Source organism: Streptomyces sp. NPDC048481 (genome assembly GCF_043200075.1).
Taxonomy (GTDB): domain Bacteria; phylum Actinomycetota; class Actinomycetes; order Streptomycetales; family Streptomycetaceae; genus Streptomyces.
This window is the reverse complement of sequence record NZ_JBICXC010000001.1, coordinates 301,363-318,987: the sequence shown is the minus strand read 5'-3', so window position 1 is coordinate 318,987 and position 17,625 is coordinate 301,363. Positions and strand designations below refer to the sequence as shown.

Sequence of the window (17,625 nt, the reverse complement as noted above, 5' to 3'; positions counted from 1 at the left end):
GTCAATGTTTTGTCCAGACATTCGGACCAGCCCTTGACACCCCTGGGGCGAGACTTCACGCTGACCGCCATGACGTCGTTGCCTCCCGAATCCTCACTTTCCCGCATCCGGATCGGATCGGCCCCCGACAGCTGGGGCGTCTGGTTCCCGGACGATCCCGCCCAGGTCCCCTGGCAGCGCTTCCTGGACGAGGTCGCGCAGTCCGGCTACGAGTGGATCGAGCTGGGCCCCTACGGGTACCTGCCGACCGATCCCGCGGTCCTCGCCGAGGAGACGGCCAGGCGCGGGCTGAAGGTGTCGGCGGGCACGGTCTTCACCGGCCTGCACCACGGCGAGGCCGTGTGGGAGAAGACCTGGGCCCACGTCGCGGACAACGCGGCGCTCGCCCAGGCGATGGGGGCGCGCCACCTCGTCGTGATCCCGTCGTTCTGGCGGGACGACAAGACCGGCGACGTCCTGGAACCGGACACCCTGACCCCCGAGCAGTGGCGCAACCTGACCTCGCTGACCGAGCGGCTGGGCAAGGAGGTGCGGGAGCGGTACGGCTTGCAGATCGTCGTCCACCCGCACGCCGACACCCACATCGACAGCGAGGAGAACGTCGCCCGCTTCCTGGACGGCACCGACTCCGCTCTGGTCTCGCTGTGCCTGGACACGGGGCACTACGCGTACTGCGGCGGAGACAGCGTCAAGCTGATCGAGACGTACGGGGAGCGCATCGGCTACCTGCACCTCAAGCAGGTCGACCCGCGGATCCTGGCGGACGTGCGGGCGAAGGGGACGCCGTTCGGGCCGGCCGTGGCCCAGGGCGTGATGTGCGAGCCCCCCACCGGGGTACCCGCGCTGGGACCGGTCCTGGAGGCCGCGCAGAAACTCGACGTGGACCTGTTCGCGATCGTCGAGCAGGACATGTACCCGTGCGCACCGGACACCCCGCTCCCCATCGCGCAGCGCACCCGGGCGTTCCTGCGGTCCTGCGGGGCGTAGGGCGACCGCCCGGCAGCACCGGTCCCGCGGGCCCGGCGGGCCCCACGTGCCCCGCGGGACGGCCGCGCCCCGGGCGTCGCCCGTGTCACGCGTGTCACGAACACCGCCGTTCCGTCACACATGTCGCCGGAACGCGGGCCTTCTGTCACCGTCCGTCAACAACCGCTTCCGTTCGGTCACCGCACCTCGTTCACGGGGCACTGGCCAGGTGATCGCCAGCGCGCGCCGGGCTCCCCCCGGCGGCCTCCCGGCCGCCGCCCCGCGCGCAGGAGGGTGCGGCTCATGACCGACCGAAGGCTCTGGTCCTACAAGGAGATCGCGGCGCACATCAAGGTGCAGCCGGACACCGTGCGGTCCTACCGCAAACACGGGCTGCTGCCCGCGCCCGACCACGTCGAGGGCGGCAAGCCCTACTGGTACGCCGACACCGTCCGCGCCTGGGTCGCCTCCCGCCCGGGCAACAGAGGACGCGCCCTCGACTGACCCGGCCCGGCCCGAAGCGGCCCCGGCGGGCGGTCAGGCCCACGGCTCGACGACCGTCACCCCCGCGCCGGGAGCCGTGCCCAGGGCCGCGAGCGCCGCCGGGGCCGCGTCCAGCGAAATCGTCGAGGTCACGAGGAGGTCCGGGCGCAGCGCCCCGGAGCGGACCAGCTCCAGCATGCCGGGATAGGCGTGGGCGGCCATGCCGTGACTGCCCAGCAGCTCCAGTTCCAGCGCGACGGCACGGGCCAGCGGGACGGCCGTGAGGCCGTCCCGCGAAGGCAGCAGCCCGACCTGGACGTGCCGGCCCCGGCGGCGCAGCCCGTTCACGGAGGCGGCGCAGGTGGCGGGCGAGCCGAGGGCGTCGAGCGAGAGATGCGCGCCGCCGCCGGTCAGCTCGCGCACCGCCGTAGCCGTGTCCGGCACGCCGGCCGCGTCCACGCACTCCGCCGCGCCGAACCGGCGCGCCAGCTCCAGGGCCCGCGGCGAGACGTCCACCGCGACCACCCGCGCCCCGCTCGCCGCCGCGATCATCACCGCCGACAGGCCCACGCCGCCGCAGCCGTGCACCGCCACCCACTCCCCCGCCGCGAGCCGGCCCTGCCGCACGACGGCCCGGAACGCCGTGGCGAACCGGCAGCCGAGGGAGGCGGCGGTGGCGTACGACAGGCCGTCCGGGATCGCGACGAGGTTGACGTCGGCGTGGTCCAGGGCCACGTACTGGGCGAACGAGCCCCAGTGCGTGAAGCCGGGCTGGGTCTGGCGCTCGCACACCTGGTGATCGCCGGCCGCGCACGAGGGACATCTGCCGCAGCCGCACACGAAGGGCACGGTGACCCGGTCGCCGGGCTTCCAGCGGGTGACCCGGGGTCCCGCCTCCGCGACCACCCCGGCGAGTTCGTGTCCGGGGACGTGCGGCAGCACGATGTCCGGGTCGTGGCCCATCCAGCCGTGCCAGTCGCTGCGGCACAGGCCGGTGGCCTCGACGCGCACCACCACGCCGTGCTCCGCGGGACGGGGGTCGGGCGTCTCCCGCACCTCGGCCGGCTCCCCGAACCGCTCGAACACCACAGCCCGCATACGCCCTCGCCCCGCTCCCGCTCTCGCGCCGCGTCTCCTCGCCGAAGATCACCGCGAAGGCTAGCCGCGCCGGCCCGTCCTGTCGCCGCCACGCCGGGATCCTTCTTGGAGAAATACCCCCTAGGGGTATAGTCTCGAAACAACGGGAGACCTCTCGCGGCCCCGCCCGCCCCACCTGCCTCCACGAGGAGAACGACATGACCGCTCAGACCGACACCCCGGGCTCCGTCACCACCGTCTACAAGGTGAACGGCATGAGCTGCGGCCACTGCGAGGGCGCCGTCTCCGGCGAGCTCTCGGAGCTGGCCGGTGTCAGCTCGGTGAAGGCCGTCGCCTCGACCGGCGAGGTCACGGTCGTCTCCGCCGAGGCGCTCGACGAGGCCGCGGTGCGCGCCGCCGTGGACGAGGCCGGCTTCGAGCTGGCCGGCCGGGCCTGAGGCCCACCCCCCGGCGCCCCGCGACGCCGCCCTCGCACCCGCCGCGCCCGCGCGCGGCCCGAGGCAACCCTTCCTCCGCCCGCCGGGCCGTACCGACCAGCTGATACTGGTTCCGTACGGCCCGGCCCGCTTCCTGGAGCACGGACATGACCAGCACCGCCACCCCATCGCCCACGGCACAGCCGCCCGGACCGACCGCCGAGGTGGAACTGATCGTCGGCGGGATGACCTGCGCCTCCTGCGCGGCCCGCGTGGAGAAGAAGCTCAACCGCATGGACGGCGTCACCGCGACGGTCAACTACGCCACGGAGAAGGCGAAGGTCAGCTACCCGGCCGGCATCGAGGTCGCCGACCTCATCGCGACCGTGGTCAGGACCGGGTACACCGCCGAGGAACCCGCGCCCGAACCGGTCCGCCGCACTCCGGCCGACGAGATACGCGCGACGGGCGGGCCGGCGGGGGCGGACGGCGAGGCCACGACCGCCGACACCGAGCCGGCGGGACTGCGCCACCGGGTCCTCGTCTCCGCGCTGCTCGCCGCGCCGGTCGTCCTGCTCGCCATGGTCCCGTCCCTTCAGTTCGACAACTGGCAGTGGCTGTCGCTGACGCTCGCCGCGCCCGTGGTCGTGTGGGGCGGCGGGCCGCTGCACCGGGCCGCCTGGACGAACCTGCGGCACGGCGCCGCCACCATGGACACCCTCGTCTCCGTCGGCACGCTGGCCGCGCTCGGCTGGTCGCTGTGGGCGCTGTTCTTCGGCGACGCGGGCATGCCCGGCATGCGGCACCCCTTCGAACTCACCGTCTCCCGCACGGACGGCGCCTCCACCATCTACCTGGAGGTCGCCGCCGGAGTCACCGTCTTCATCCTCCTCGGCCGCTACCTGGAGGCCCGCTCCAAGCGGCACGCGGGGGCGGCGCTGCGGGCGCTGATGGAGCTGGGCGCCAAGGACGTGGCCGTGCTGCGCGCGGGCGGGGAGGAGCGGATCCCGGTCGACCTGCTGGCCGTCGGCGACCGGTTCGTCGTCCGCCCCGGCGAGAAGATCGCCACCGACGGCACGGTCGTGGAGGGCGTGTCCGCCGTGGACGCCTCGATGCTGACCGGCGAGTCCGTGCCGGTGGACGTCGGGCCCGGCGACGCCGTCACCGGCGCGACCGTCAACGCCGGCGGCCGGCTGGTCGTGGAGGCCTCCCGGATCGGCGCGGACACCCGGCTCGCCCGCATGGCGCGCCTCGTCGAGGAGGCGCAGAACGGCAAGGCCGAGGTGCAGCGGCTCGCCGACCGGATCGCCGGGATCTTCGTGCCGGTGGTGCTGCTGATCGCCGTCGCCGTCTTCGCCGGCTGGCTCCTCGCGACGGCCGACACCGTCGCCGCGTTCACGTCGGCCGTCGCCGTCCTGATCATCGCCTGCCCGTGCGCGCTCGGCCTCGCCACGCCCACCGCGCTGCTGGTGGGCACCGGACGCGGCGCGCAGCTCGGCATCCTCATCAAGGGCCCGGAGGTCCTGGAGTCCACACGCCGCGTCGACACGGTCGTCCTGGACAAGACCGGGACCGTCACCACCGGCCGGATGACCCTCCAGGACGTGTGGGCGGCCGACGGCGTCGACGAGCGGGAGCTGCTGCGGCTGGCGGGCGCCCTGGAGCACGCCTCCGAGCATCCGGTAGCCCGGGCGGTGGCGGCGGGCGCCGGGGAACGCGTCGGCGCGCTGCCCGCGGCAGAACGGTTCGAGAACGTGCCCGGACGCGGGGTGCGCGGGCGCGTGGAGGGCCGCGAGGTGGCCGTGGGCCGCCTCTTCGAGTCCGTCCCGCCCCAGGTGGCACAGGTCGCGGCGGACGCCGAGCGGGACGGGCGCACGGCGGTCGTCGTCGGCTGGGACGGCACGGCGCGCGGGGTGCTCGCCGTCGCGGACGCGGTCAAGGAGACCAGCGCCGAGGCGGTCCGCGAGCTGCGCGCCCTGGGGCTCACGCCGGTGCTGCTGACCGGGGACAACCAGGTGGTCGCCGAGGCGGTGGCCCGGGCCGTGGGGATCGACCGGGTGATCGCCGGGGTGCTCCCGGAGGACAAGGCCGACGTCGTCCGGCGGCTTCAGGACGAAGGGCGGGTCGTCGCCATGGTCGGGGACGGGGTCAACGACGCGGCCGCCCTCGCCGTCGCCGACCTGGGCCTCGCCATGGGGACGGGCACGGACGCGGCGATCGAGGCGAGCGACCTGACGCTGGTGCGCGGGGACCTGCGGGTGGCCGCGGACGCGATCCGGCTGTCGCGGCGGACCCTCGCCACGATCAAGGGCAACCTCGTGTGGGCCTTCGGCTACAACGTGGCCGCGCTGCCGCTGGCCGCGGCCGGACTGCTGAACCCGATGATCGCGGGGGCGGCGATGGCGTTCTCGTCGGTCTTCGTCGTGACGAACAGTCTGCGGCTGCGCACGTTCACGTGAGCGCGCGTGGATACCGCCGAGTAGGACCAGGCCAATGACCTGGACCCCTGGAGTCCTGCGCGCGCCTCACATAAGCTCTTCACAAGGCTCGCGCATCATCCTTACGCTTGGGCCTCGATCGCCGTATCCGGTCTCTTGCGCATCTAACGGACATATGCAAGAGACACAGATCACAGTGATGGGAACGTAACCACCGAAGGGGTTCGAAGGTCTAAGTTGACGATGTCGGGAAGCGTCTTGGGGGGCGTGACCTGACATCTGAGGATGTCTTGGGGGACGTCCTCAGAGATGCGTTGCCGGGGCAGTACACCGGGAAGCTTTGAGCGGCCCTCCCAGCGTGCGCTGTCCCGGCAGATCGCACACGGCGGTGGTGCGGCGAGTTCTGCTCGTTCTGCTCAACCGCGGGCACGACAACCGAAGATGGTCACACAACAGCGAATTCAGGCGCTGTCCTCACAACGCCCGGCCGGATCCCGTGGGGGGAATCCGCACCGGGACATGGGAAGGCGCCCTGGTCGTCGGCCCGTGGGGGGACCGCCGCCGGGGCGCCTTCCGTTTGCCTCAGGGACACGCGGGCCCCCTTCGATCCAGGTCCGACCGTCCCCACTCAGGGGCGCGGGGAACTGCGCGACCAGCCCCCACCCCACCCGCACCCCACAACGCACCCCCTCAGGGACACGCGGGCCCCCTTCGAACAAGCCCCGACCGCCCCCACTCAGGGGCGCGGGGAACCGCGCGACCAGCCCCCACCCCAACCACACCCCACAACGCACCCCAAGCCCTCCACCCCCGCTCCCCCGGCCCCCAGTCCCCACCCTGCGGGCAAACGCACGACTGCCCGAACCAAAAGGCCCGGGCAGTCGAACAAAAACATCGAACAAAAAGAACGTCAGGACATCACGAGGGGCACGAGAACCCCCCGCCCCCCGCCGGAGGCCTCAGCGCTGCTCGACCGGAACGAAGTCCCGCTCCACGACACCGGTGTAGATCTGCCGCGGGCGGCCGATCCGCGACCCGGGCTCCTTGATCATCTCGTGCCACTGGGCGATCCAGCCCGGCAGGCGGCCCAGGGCGAACAGGACCGTGAACATCTCGGTCGGGAAGCCCATGGCCCGGTAGATCAGGCCGGTGTAGAAGTCGACGTTCGGGTAGAGGTTGCGCGAGACGAAGTAGTCGTCGGAGAGCGCGTGCTCCTCCAGCTTCAGCGCGATGTCCAGCAGCTCGTCGGACTTGCCGAGAGCCGAGAGGACGTCGTGCGCCGCGGCCTTGATGATCTTGGCGCGCGGGTCGAAGGACTTGTACACCCGGTGGCCGAAGCCCATCAGGCGGACGCCGTCCTCCTTGTTCTTCACCTTGCGGATGAAGGAGTCGACGTCGCCGCCGTTGGCCTGGATGCCCTCGAGCATCTCCAGCACGGACTGGTTGGCGCCGCCGTGCAGCGGGCCCCACAGCGCGTTGATGCCGGCCGAGATCGACGCGAACATGTTCGCCTGGGACGAGCCGACCAGGCGGACCGTCGACGTCGAGCAGTTCTGCTCGTGGTCGGCGTGCAGGATCAGCAGCTTGTCGAGGGCGGAGACGACGACCGGGTCGAGGTCGTACTCCTGCGCCGGCACCGAGAACGTCATGCGCAGGAAGTTCTCGACGTAGCCGAGGTCGTTGCGCGGGTAGACGAACGGGTGGCCGATCGACTTCTTGTACGCGTACGCCGCGATCGTCGGGAGCTTGGCGAGCAGCCGGATCGTGGAGAGGTTGCGCTGCTTCTCGTCGAAGGGGTTGTGGCTGTCCTGGTAGAACGTGGACAGCGCGGACACCACGGACGACAGCATGGCCATCGGGTGGGCGTCGCGCGGGAAGCCCTTGTAGAAGTTCTTGACGTCCTCGTGCAGCAGGGTGTGCTGCGTGATGTCGTTCTGGAAGACGGTGAGCTCGTCGACGGTCGGCAGCTCGCCGTTGATCAGGAGGTAGGCGACCTCGAGGAAGGTCGACCGCTCGGCCAGCTGCTCGATCGGGTAGCCGCGGTACCGGAGGATGCCCTGCTCGCCGTCGAGGTACGTGATGGCGGATTTATAGGCGGCGGTGTTGCCGTAGCCGCTGTCCAGGGTCACCAGACCGGTCTGGGCGCGGAGCTTCCCGATGTCGAAGCCCTTGTCGCCGACGGTGCTGTCGATCACCGGGTAGGTGTACTCGCCGTCGCCGTACCGCAGTACTACAGCATTGTTGGTGTGCTCGCTCACGTCATCCCTCACCGACGTTGTGCCTCTTCTTCGAGGTTGCCCTGACTGTCTCTACCATCCCCCATTTGGCGCAGGAGAGTGCACTCGGGGTCGACCATTGGGCGTATCAGCGGCACTCAGTGCCGCCAACTAGCTCATCCTGCCGCCTTGGTCACGGTTGGGGAAGTGCTCTGTGACCTTCGTGACTCATTTGATCGATCATTTTTTACACCTTCTCCGGAACTCCCGGAACCGGCGGGGTCAGCGGCCCGCCAGCCGGAAGTCCAGGGCCGTGCAGCGGCGGCCCGCCGACACCGTGCGCACCGCCTGGCCGATCGCCTTGCGGGAGCCGACGAGGACGACGAGCTTTTTCGCGCGGGTGACGGCCGTATACAGAAGATTCCGTTGCAGCATCATCCATGCCCCGGTGGTGACGGGGATCACCACGGCGGGATATTCGCTCCCCTGGGAGCGGTGGATAGTCACCGCGTACGCGTGGGCCAGCTCGTCCAGTTCGTCGAAGTCGTAGGGCACCTCCTCGTCCTCGTCGGTCAGGACCGTCAGACGCTGGTCGACCGGATCGAGGGAGGTGACGACGCCCACGGTGCCGTTGAAGACGCCGTTGCGCCCCTTGTCGTAGTTGTTGCGGATCTGGGTGACCTTGTCGCCGACACGGAACACCCGCCCGCCGAACCGCTTCTCCGGCAGGTCGGGGCGGCCCGGTGTGACGGCCTGCTGAAGCAGTCCGTTGAGGGCGCCCGCGCCGGCCGGGCCGCGGTGCATGGGCGCCAGGACCTGCACGTCCCGGCGCGGGTCGAGGCCGAACTTCGCCGGGATGCGCCGTGCGGCCACGTCCACCGTGAGCCGGCCGGCCTCCTCGGTGTCGTCCTCGACGAAGAGGAAGAAGTCCTTCATGCCGTCGGTGAGCGGGTGCTGGCCGGCGTTGATCCGGTGCGCGTTGGTCACCACGCCGGACTGCTGGGCCTGGCGGAACACGCGCGTGAGGCGCACCGCCGGCACCGGTCCGCCGTCGGCGAGGAGGTCGCGCAGCACCTCGCCCGCGCCGACGCTGGGGAGTTGGTCGACGTCGCCGACGAAGAGCAGGTGGGCGCCGGGCGGGACGGCCTTGACGAGCTTGTTGGCGAGGAGCAGGTCCAGCATGGACGCCTCGTCGACCACCACCAGGTCGGCGTCCAGCGGGCGGTCGCGGTCGCAGGCCGCGTCGCCGCCGGGCTTGAGCTCCAGCAGGCGGTGGACGGTGGAGGCCTCGGCGCCGGTCAGTTCGGCCAGCCGCTTGGCGGCGCGGCCGGTGGGCGCGGCGAGCACCACCTTCGCCTTCCGCGCGCGGGCCAGCTCCACGATCGAGCGGACCGTGAACGACTTGCCGCAGCCCGGACCCCCGGTAAGGACCGCGACCTTCTCGGTGAGCGCGAGCCGCACGGCGGCCTCCTGCTCGGGCGCGAGGTCGGCCTTCGTGCGGCCTTTCAGCCAGGCCAGCGCCTTGTCCCAGGCCACGTCGCGGAAGGCCGGCATCCGGTCCTCGTCGGTGCGCAGCAGCCGCAACAGCTGCGCGGACAGGGAGAGTTCGGCGCGGTGGAAGGGGACCAGGTAGACGGCCGTGACGGGTTCGCCGCCCTCGGCCGCCGGGACCTTCTCGCGGACGACCCCCGGCTCCTCGCCCTCCTCCGCGGGCTCGGCCAGCTCCGCGAGGCACTCGATGACCAGGCCGGTGTCGACCTGGAGGAGTTTGACCGCGTCGGCGATCAGCCGCTCCTCGGGGAGGTAGCAGTGGCCCTGGTCGGTGGCCTGGGACAGGGCGTACTGCAGGCCGGCCTTGACGCGTTCCGGGCTGTCGTGGGGGATGCCGACGGACTGGGCGATCCGGTCCGCGGTGAGGAAGCCGATGCCCCAGACGTCGGAGGCCAGCCGGTAGGGCTGGTTCTTCACGACGGAGATCGACGCGTCGCCGTACTTCTTGTAGATGCGCACCGCGATGGACGTGGACACCTCGACGGTCTGGAGGAAGAGCATGACCTCCTTGATCGCCTTCTGTTCCTCCCAGGCTTCGGCGATCTTCTTCGTGCGCTTCGGACCGAGGCCGGGGACCTCGATCAGCCGTTTCGGCTCCTCCTCGATGATCTTCAGGGTGTCCATGCCGAAGTGCCGGGTGATGCGGTCGGCGAAGACCGGGCCGATCCCCTTGACCAGGCCGGACCCCAGATAGCGACGCATGCCCTGGACGGTGGCGGGCAGCACGGTCGTGTAGTTCTCGACGGTGAACTGCTTGCCGTACTGCGGGTGGGAGCCCCAACGGCCCTCCATGCGCAGGGACTCGCCGACCTGGGCGCCGAGCAGGGCGCCGACGACCGTGAGGAGGTCGCCGCCGCCTCTGCCCGTGTCGACCCGGGCGACCGTGTAGCCGTTGTCCTCGTTGGCGTACGTGATGCGTTCCAGCACGCCTTCCAGCGTGGCGAGCCGCCGCTCCTCCGCCCCCTGGGCGGCCCCCGTCTGTTGGGACATGATCCGACGGTACCGCCCGCCACCGACAAGGCCGCCCGGACCGTCTCGGGTCAGTCCTGCCCGATCGTCACGCAGGTGCCGACGACGTAGCCGGTGACGCCGCTGCGGGTCACCTTCACCCAGCGCTTGCTGACGATCCCGCACTTCTCGTAGGCGGCGGTCCCGTAGTACATCGTGCAGGAGGCCGGGGCGCTCTGCCCCTTGTTGAGCTGGGCGAGAGCGGTGCCGCCGGTGCTGGTCGTGGAACGGATGACCACGGTCTCCAGGGCCTTGGCCGTGCAGCTCGCCGCGGCGGCCGGGCCGGCGGCCACGAAGGAGGCGGCGACCAGGGCGACGGCCCCCGCGGACGCACCGAGTATGCGGCTTGCGCGCATGTTTGTTCTCCCTTGTTCTCCCGGCACGGCGCCTTCCGGACACCGCGCTCTCTTGGCACGGGCATGCCACCCGTGCCGGTCGAAGGCAGCCTAGGTGTGCCGTCCGGGCGGGTTCATCACGATCGGGTTTCAGCCACGCCAGGGGTCTTGATCAACCCCCGTGTAATCGATTCCAATCCTTCGTGACGCGTCGATGTAATCGATTCCACGACCGCACGGCGCGCACCAACCGAGTCCACGAGGAGGTGGAGCGGCGATGGCGAGCATCAAGGACGTCGCTGCCGAGGCGGGCGTCTCCGTCGCCACGGTGTCACGCGTCCTGAACGACCATCCGTCGGTCAGCGACGACGCACGCACGCGCGTGCTGGCCGCGGTCGAGGCGCTGGGCTACCGCCCGAACGCCGTCGCCCGGTCACTGCGCACCGACCAGACCCGCACCCTCGGCCTGGTCATCAGCGACGTGATGAACCCCTACTTCACCGAGCTGGCCCGCTCCGTCGAGGAGGAGGCCCGCGCCCTCGGCTACAGCGTGATCATCGGCAACGCCGACGAGCGGCCCGACCTCCAGGACCATCACGTCACGACCCTGCTGGACCGCCGGATCGACGGCCTGCTGGTCTCCCCCACCGACGGCGGCTCCCCCCGGATGCTGGACGCCGCGCGCGCGGGCACGCCGATGGTGTTCGTCGACCGGTGGATCCCGGGCCTGGACGTGCCCGTGGTCAGGTCCGACGGACGGGCCGCCGTCCGCGATCTCGTGGCCCATCTGCACGGCCTCGGCCACCGGCGGCTCGCCATCATCGCGGGGCCCGCGGCCACCACCACCGGCAGCGAGCGCGTGGAGGCCTTCCGGGCCGCCCTGGCCGAGTACGGGCTCCCCCTCCCGGACGCCTACACGGGGCAGGGCGACTTCCAGGCCGAGAGCGGCCGCCGCGTCACCGAGGGCTTCCTCGACCTGACCGAACCGCCCGAGGTCGTGTTCGCCGCCGACAACCTGATGGCGCTCGGCGCGCTGGACGCCGTCCGCGCGCGCGGGCTGCGCGTCCCGCAGGACCTGGCGCTCGCCGCGTTCGACGACATCCCGTGGTTCGTGCACACCGATCCGCCGATCACGGCGATCGCCCAGCCGACGGGCGAGCTGGGGCGGGCCGCCGTGCGCGCGCTCGTCGACCGCATCGAGGGCCGGCCTCCGCAGTCGGTCACCTTCGCCGCCCGCCTCGTCGTACGCCGCTCGTGCGGCGAGTCCCCCGCAACGAACAGGAGCCAGACGTGAGCAACGCGGACGAGTTGCTGCGCATCGAAGGCATACGGAAGACCTTCCCCGGCGTGGTCGCGCTCGACAGCGTCGACTTCGACCTGCGGCGGGGCGAGGTGCACGTGCTGCTCGGTGAGAACGGCGCGGGCAAGAGCACCCTCATCAAGATGCTCTCCGGCGCCTACCGCCCGGACGCCGGGCGGATCCTGGCCGGCGGCGAGGAGGTGCGCATCCACGGCGCGCAGGACTCCGAGCGCCTCGGGATCGCCACCATCTACCAGGAGTTCAACCTCGTCCCCGACCTGACGGTGGCCGAGAACATCTTCCTGGGACGCCAGCCCCGCCGGTTCGGGGTGATCGACCGCAAGCGGATGGAGGCCGACGCCGCCGTCCTGCTGGAACGCGTGGGCGTGAACGTGTCGCCCCGCGCGCGGGTGCGCGAACTGGGCATCGCCCGGCTTCAGATGGTCGAGATCGCCAAGGCGCTCAGCCTGGACGCGCGCGTGCTCATCATGGACGAGCCGACCGCCGTGCTGACCTCGGAGGAGGTCGAGAAGCTCTTCGCCATCGTGCGCAGGCTGCGCGAGGACGGCGTGGGCATCGTGTTCATCACCCACCACCTGGAGGAGATCGCCGCCCTCGGCGACCGTGTCACGGTCATCCGCGACGGCCGCAGCGTCGGACAGGTGCCGGCCTCCACCGCGCAGGACGAACTCGTGCGCCTCATGGTGGGCCGCTCCATCGAGCAGCAGTACCCCAGGGAGCCCGCCGGGACGGGCGCCGCGCTGCTGTCCGTCGAGGGCCTCACCCGGGACGGCGTCTTCCACGACGTCTCCTTCGAGGTGCGCGCCGGTGAGGTCGTCGGCATCGCCGGTCTGGTCGGCGCGGGCCGTACCGAGGTCGTACGGGCCGTCTTCGGGGCCGACCCCTACGACCGGGGCGCCGTGCGGGTCGCGGGGGCGCCGCTGCGCGGGCACGACGTCAACGCGGCGATGACGGCCGGGATCGGGCTGGTGCCCGAGGACCGCAAGGGCCAGGGGCTCGTGCTGGACCAGTCGGTCGAGGAGAACCTCGGGCTCGTGACCATGCGGTCCGCGACCCGCGGCGGCCTGGTCGACCTCCGGGGACAGCGCGAGGCCGCGGCCCGGATCGCCGCACAGCTCGGGGTGCGGATGGCCGGACCCGGCCAGCACGTGCGCACCCTGTCCGGCGGCAACCAGCAGAAGGTCGTCATCGGCAAGTGGCTGCTGGCCGACACGAAGGTGCTGATCCTCGACGAGCCCACGCGAGGGATCGACGTCGGCGCCAAGGTCGAGATCTACCAGCTCGTCAACGAGCTGACGGCGGCCGGCGCCGCGGTCCTGATGATCTCCAGCGACCTGCCCGAGGTGCTCGGCATGAGCGACCGGGTGCTGGTGATGGCCCAGGGCCGGATCGCCGGCGAACTGCCCGCCGGGCAGGCCACCCAGGACGCGGTGATGGCCCTCGCCGTCAGCGCGCCCGCCGCCCCCCGTACCACCCCTACGACCACGGAAGTGGAGACCGGCCGTGACCGCTGACACGCACCCGAGCACGAAGGGCGCCGGCGGCGGCGCCGCGGCGGTCCGCCGTCTGCTCCTCGACAACGGCGCGCTCACCGCGCTGATCGTCCTCGTCATCGCCATGTCGGCGCTGTCGGGCGACTTCCTGACCACGGACAACCTGCTCAACGTGGGCGTCCAGGCGGCCGTGACCGCCATCCTCGCCTTCGGCGTGACGTTCGTGATCGTCTCGGCGGGCATCGACCTGTCGGTCGGCTCGGTGGCGGCACTCTCGGCGACCGTGCTGGCCTGGAGCGCCACCCAGCACGGCGTCCCGGTGGCCGTGGCGCTGCTCCTGGCCGTCGCCACCGGCATCGCCGCCGGTCTGGTGAACGGTTTCCTCATCGCGTACGGCAAACTGCCGCCGTTCATCGCGACGCTGGCGATGCTGTCGGTCGCACGCGGTCTGTCGCTGGTGATCTCCGAGGGCTCGCCGATCGCCTTCCCCGACTCCGTCTCGCACCTCGGCGACACCCTCGGCGGCTGGCTGCCGGTGCCGGTGCTCGTGATGGTCGTGATGGGCCTGATCGCCGCGTTCGTGCTCGGCCGGACCTACATCGGCCGCTCGATGTACGCCATCGGCGGCAACGAGGAGGCCGCCCGCCTCTCCGGTCTGCGGGTGAAGAGGCAGAAGCTCGCGATCTACGCCCTGTCCGGCGTCTTCGCGGCCGCCGCGGGCGTCGTGCTCGCCTCCCGGCTGTCCTCCGCGCAGCCGCAGGCCGCCGACGGCTACGAGCTGGACGCCATCGCCGCGGTCGTCATCGGCGGGGCCTCCCTCGCCGGCGGCACCGGCAAGGCCTCGGGCACCCTGATCGGCGCGCTGATCCTGGCGGTGCTGCGCAACGGGCTGAACCTGCTGTCCGTCTCCGCGTTCTGGCAGCAGGTCGTCATCGGTGTCGTGATCGCGCTGGCGGTGCTGCTCGACACCCTGCGCCGCAAGGCGGGGGCGACCCCGATGACGGCCGGTACGGGCAGCGGCGGCGGCAAGGGCCGGCAGGCGGCGACGTACGGTCTCGCGGCCGTGGTCACCGTCGCGGTCGTCGGCGCGACCTCCTTCCTGCACGGCGGCGGCTCGCCTGGCGCGAACCCGAGGATCGGCCTGGCGCTGTCCACGCTCAACAACCCGTTCTTCGTGCAGATCCAGTCCGGCGCGAAGGCCGAGGCGAAGAAGCTGGGCGTGGACCTGACGGTCACCGACGCGCAGAACGACGCCTCGCAGCAGGCCAACCAGCTGCAGAACTTCACCAGTTCCGGCTACGACTCGATCATCGTCAACCCGGTCGACTCGGACGCGGCGAGCAACTCCGTGAAGGCCGCCGACAAGGCCGATATCCCGGTGATCGCGGTCGACCGGGGCGTCAACAAGGCCACGGTGGACGCGCTGGTCGCCTCCGACAACGTGGCCGGCGGTGAGCTGGCGGCCAGGACGGTCGCCGAGAAGCTCGGCGGCACCGGCAGGATCGTGATCCTCCAGGGCCAGGCGGGCACCTCCGCGGCGCGCGAGCGGGCGGAAGGTTTCGCCAAGGGGCTGAAGGCCTACCCCGGCATTCGGGTGCTGGCCCAGCAGCCGGCCGACTTCGACCGCACCAAGGGCCTCGACGTGATGTCGAACCTGCTCCAGGCGCACCCGGACGTCCAGGGCGTCATCGCCGCCAACGACGAGATGGCGCTCGGCGCGATCAAGGCGCTGGGCTCCAAGGCCGGCAAGTCCGTGCAGGTCGTCGGCTTCGACGGCACCCCGGACGGCCTCAAGGCCGTCGAACAGGGCACGCTGTACGCCTCGGTGGCTCAGCAGCCGTCCCAGCTGGGGAAGATCGCCGTGGACAACGCCCTGAAGGCGCTGCGGGGCAAGAAGGTCGAGGAGACGGTGAAGGTGCCGGTGAAGGTCGTCACCGAGGCGAACGTGGCCGGATTCAGCGGCTGACATCGAACGCGAGGGCGGGCGGTCCACGTACGGACCGCCCGCCCCACGTCACGTACCAGGGGAGTTCTTCCATGTACGACTACGACCTGCTGGTCGTGGGGTCGGCCAACGCCGACCTGGTGATCGGCGTCGAGCGCAGGCCGGCGGCCGGGGAGACCGTGCTCGGTTCCGACCTGGCCGTGCACCCCGGCGGCAAGGGCGCGAACCAGGCCGTCGCGGCCGCCCGCCTCGGGGCCCGCACCGCCCTGCTGGCCCGCGTCGGCGACGACGCCCACGGACGGCTGCTGCTCGACGCGCAGCAGGCGGCCGGGGTCGACACGGCGGGCGTGCTGGCGGGCGGGGCGCCGACGGGCGTCGCGCTGATCACCGTCGACCCGTCGGGCGACAACAGCATCGTGGTGTCGCCGGGTGCGAACGGCCGGCTGACCCCGGAGGACGTGCGTGCCGCGAGCGCTCTCGTCCGCGCCTCGCGGGTGGTGTCGGCACAGCTGGAGATCCCGCTGGAGACGGTCGTGGCGGTCGCGGCGAGCCTCGGACCGGACAGCCGGTTCGTGCTCAACCCCTCCCCGCCGCGCCCGCTGCCCGTCGTGCTGCTCGCGGCCTGCGACCCGCTGATCGTCAACGAGCACGAGGCGAAGGTGATCCTCGGCGAGGCCGGCGACACGGCCTCCGAGCCCGAGGACTGGGCGCGGCTGCTGCTCGCGAAGGGGCCGCGGTCGGTCGTCGTCACGCTGGGCGCGCGGGGCGCGCTCGTCGCGTCGGCGGACGGCGGCGTGCGACGCGTCGCCCCCGTGAAGGTGGACGCCGTGGACACGACGGGCGCGGGCGACGCGTTCACCGCGGCGCTGGCCTGGCGGCTGGGCCGGGGCGCCTCGCTCGAGGAGGCGGCGGCCTACGCGGCGCGGGTGGGTGCGGTGTCCGTGACCCGCCAGGGCGCCCAGGAGTCGTTCCCGACCGCCGAGGAGGTCGACGCGCTGTGAAGAGGGCGGGGATCCTCAACCGTCATCTCGCCGGTGCGATCGCCGGGTTGGGGCACGGCGACGGGGTGCTGGTGTGCGACGCCGGCATGCCGATACCGGACGGCCCGCGCGTGGTCGACCTCGCTTTCCGGGCGGGGGTGCCGTCGTTCGCGGAGGTGGTCGACGGGCTGCTGGACGAACTGGTCGTGGAGGGCGCGACGGCGGCGACGGAGATCCGCGAGGCGAACCCGACGGCGGCCGCACTGCTGGACGGTCACTTCCCCGAACTCACCCTGGTCCCGCACGAGGAGCTGAAGACACTGTCGGCGAAGACCCGCCTGGTGGTCCGCACGGGCGAGGCGCGTCCGTACGCGAACGTGCTGTTGAGGTGCGGGGTCTTCTTCTGAGCCGGGCCCCGGCCGGACAGCCGGTCGCACGGAGTGCGGGCGCGACATGGTCGGTGTGAGCGGTCCGGACGGTCCGGGCCGCGCGGTCGGGGTGGGAGATGCCGACGGCGTGGCGAAGGTGTCCGGATCGTGTCACACGGCGATCTACCGCGTTGCGTCCGCAACGGACAGTGCGACAGCATGCTCGAACAGGTATGTGATGCACACGTGACGCACGGGGGTGACGCATGAAGTTCGACATGGGGTCCACGGCCCTCTCGGATCTGGGCAAGAGCACCGTCGGTTCGAGCACCGACCTGGGCACGCTGATCCGCGGACTCATCCAGGCGGCCGAGCCGCTGGAGGGCAAGTTCAACGGCTCCGGAAAGGTCGCCTTCGACTCGTTCAAGACGCGCGCGGACGAGATCACGGCCGCGCTCAACGGATCGCTCGGCGCGATCCTGGAGGGCCAGGGCGGCATGGACACCGCGTTCGCCGGCGGTGAGACCGAACAGCACGACAACGCCCACAAGAACATGGGCGCGGCCAACTTCGACGCGGCCCGCTTCGGCGCACGCTAGGCCGCGGGTCGAGGCGTGGAACCGACAACCACAGGGGGTTTGTGACGATGGGTCAGAATCAGGACCGCCGCTCCTACGACACCGGCGCCTCGGGCGAGGTGCAGGGCGGACTGCAAGGGATCGTCGCGCAGCTGGAGCGGGTGCTGGCCGACCGCGACAAGGCCGTGAAGGCCGCCATGGCCGACTTCCAGGCCGACGGGGTGTCCGAGGAGTACCACGGCAAGGAACTGCGCTGGAACCGGGCGGCCAACGAGGTGCGCAGCATCATCCAACTGGTGCGCACCACGCTGGAGGACAACGACGGAACGGCCCAGTCGACGATGGCGAAGGCGCGGGCGGCGGTCGACAACATCGGCTGACGCGAGGGCGTCGACGCGGCGCCGGCACATGTAGGTCACGGGGAGTACG

The 17,625-nt window shown here is 71.7% G+C and carries 15 protein-coding genes; 11 read left to right on the top strand and 4 right to left on the bottom strand.

Annotated features, from left to right (window positions below; translation table 11 throughout):
- The first annotated feature begins 69 nt into the window (after positions 1-69).
- The gene (locus ACGFSH_RS01330; protein WP_393343765.1) at positions 70-987 is read left to right on the top strand and encodes a sugar phosphate isomerase/epimerase family protein; all 918 of its coding nucleotides are present in this window, start codon (positions 70-72) and stop codon (positions 985-987) included.
- Positions 988-1,269: 282 nt separating this feature from the next.
- Positions 1,270-1,470 (top strand): MerR family transcriptional regulator, encoded by a 201-nt coding sequence (locus ACGFSH_RS01325; protein ID WP_329410097.1) that lies wholly within the window; start codon positions 1,270-1,272, stop codon positions 1,468-1,470.
- A 33-nt stretch (positions 1,471-1,503) separates the two neighbouring features.
- Here ACGFSH_RS01325 and ACGFSH_RS01320 read toward each other — a convergent pair whose 3' ends face one another.
- Positions 1,504-2,547: a zinc-dependent alcohol dehydrogenase family protein gene (locus ACGFSH_RS01320; RefSeq protein WP_393343763.1), complete on the bottom strand. Its 1,044-nt coding sequence runs from the start codon at positions 2,545-2,547 to the stop codon at positions 1,504-1,506.
- 197 nt (positions 2,548-2,744) lie between these two features.
- Between ACGFSH_RS01320 and ACGFSH_RS01315 the strand changes: the two genes are divergently transcribed.
- Positions 2,745-2,984 carry a cation transporter gene (locus tag ACGFSH_RS01315; protein WP_329410101.1) on the top strand — a complete coding sequence of 80 codons (240 nt, stop codon included), beginning with the start codon at positions 2,745-2,747 and terminating at the stop codon, positions 2,982-2,984.
- A gap of 146 nt (positions 2,985-3,130) precedes the next feature.
- A complete protein-coding gene (locus ACGFSH_RS01310) occupies positions 3,131-5,422 on the top strand; it encodes a heavy metal translocating P-type ATPase (protein WP_393343761.1) in 2,292 nt (763 codons plus the stop codon).
- Between the two features lie 938 nt (positions 5,423-6,360).
- Here ACGFSH_RS01310 and ACGFSH_RS01305 read toward each other — a convergent pair.
- The 3 genes from ACGFSH_RS01305 to ACGFSH_RS01295 form a co-directional block, all read right to left on the bottom strand.
- A complete protein-coding gene (locus ACGFSH_RS01305; protein WP_256920132.1) occupies positions 6,361-7,659 on the bottom strand; it encodes a citrate synthase in 1,299 nt (432 codons plus the stop codon).
- A 240-nt stretch (positions 7,660-7,899) separates the two neighbouring features.
- Positions 7,900-10,158, bottom strand: coding sequence for an ATP-dependent RecD-like DNA helicase (locus tag ACGFSH_RS01300; RefSeq protein ID WP_393343758.1), 2,259 nt, complete (start codon positions 10,156-10,158; stop codon positions 7,900-7,902).
- Positions 10,159-10,208: 50 nt separating this feature from the next.
- The gene (locus tag ACGFSH_RS01295) at positions 10,209-10,532 is read right to left on the bottom strand and encodes a hypothetical protein (protein ID WP_393343756.1); all 324 of its coding nucleotides are present in this window, start codon (positions 10,530-10,532) and stop codon (positions 10,209-10,211) included.
- 256 nt (positions 10,533-10,788) lie between these two features.
- Between ACGFSH_RS01295 and ACGFSH_RS01290 the strand changes: the two genes are divergently transcribed.
- From ACGFSH_RS01290 to ACGFSH_RS01260, 7 genes are all read left to right on the top strand, one after another.
- Complete coding sequence (locus tag ACGFSH_RS01290) at positions 10,789-11,805, top strand: LacI family DNA-binding transcriptional regulator (RefSeq protein ID WP_393343754.1); 1,017 nt, start codon at positions 10,789-10,791, stop codon at positions 11,803-11,805.
- Complete coding sequence (locus ACGFSH_RS01285) at positions 11,802-13,346, top strand: sugar ABC transporter ATP-binding protein (RefSeq protein WP_393343752.1); 1,545 nt, start codon at positions 11,802-11,804, stop codon at positions 13,344-13,346. Before ACGFSH_RS01290 ends, ACGFSH_RS01285 begins: the two co-directional genes overlap by 4 nt.
- A complete protein-coding gene (locus tag ACGFSH_RS01280) occupies positions 13,336-15,291 on the top strand; it encodes a substrate-binding domain-containing protein (RefSeq protein WP_393343750.1) in 1,956 nt (651 codons plus the stop codon). The genes ACGFSH_RS01285 and ACGFSH_RS01280 overlap by 11 nt, the downstream gene beginning before the upstream one ends.
- Before the next feature lie 71 nt (positions 15,292-15,362).
- On the top strand, positions 15,363-16,271 hold the full coding sequence (locus ACGFSH_RS01275; RefSeq protein WP_393343748.1) for a ribokinase: 909 nt from the start codon (positions 15,363-15,365) through the stop codon (positions 16,269-16,271).
- A complete protein-coding gene (gene rbsD, locus ACGFSH_RS01270) occupies positions 16,268-16,657 on the top strand; it encodes a D-ribose pyranase (RefSeq protein ID WP_393343746.1) in 390 nt (129 codons plus the stop codon). The genes ACGFSH_RS01275 and rbsD overlap by 4 nt, the downstream gene beginning before the upstream one ends.
- 227 nt (positions 16,658-16,884) lie before the next feature.
- Positions 16,885-17,217, top strand: a complete 333-nt coding sequence (locus ACGFSH_RS01265; RefSeq protein ID WP_393343744.1) for a hypothetical protein — start codon at positions 16,885-16,887, stop codon at positions 17,215-17,217.
- A 47-nt stretch (positions 17,218-17,264) separates the two neighbouring features.
- Positions 17,265-17,576: a pore-forming ESAT-6 family protein gene (locus tag ACGFSH_RS01260; protein WP_361350307.1), complete on the top strand. Its 312-nt coding sequence runs from the start codon at positions 17,265-17,267 to the stop codon at positions 17,574-17,576.
- The last annotated feature ends 49 nt before the right edge of the window (positions 17,577-17,625 follow it).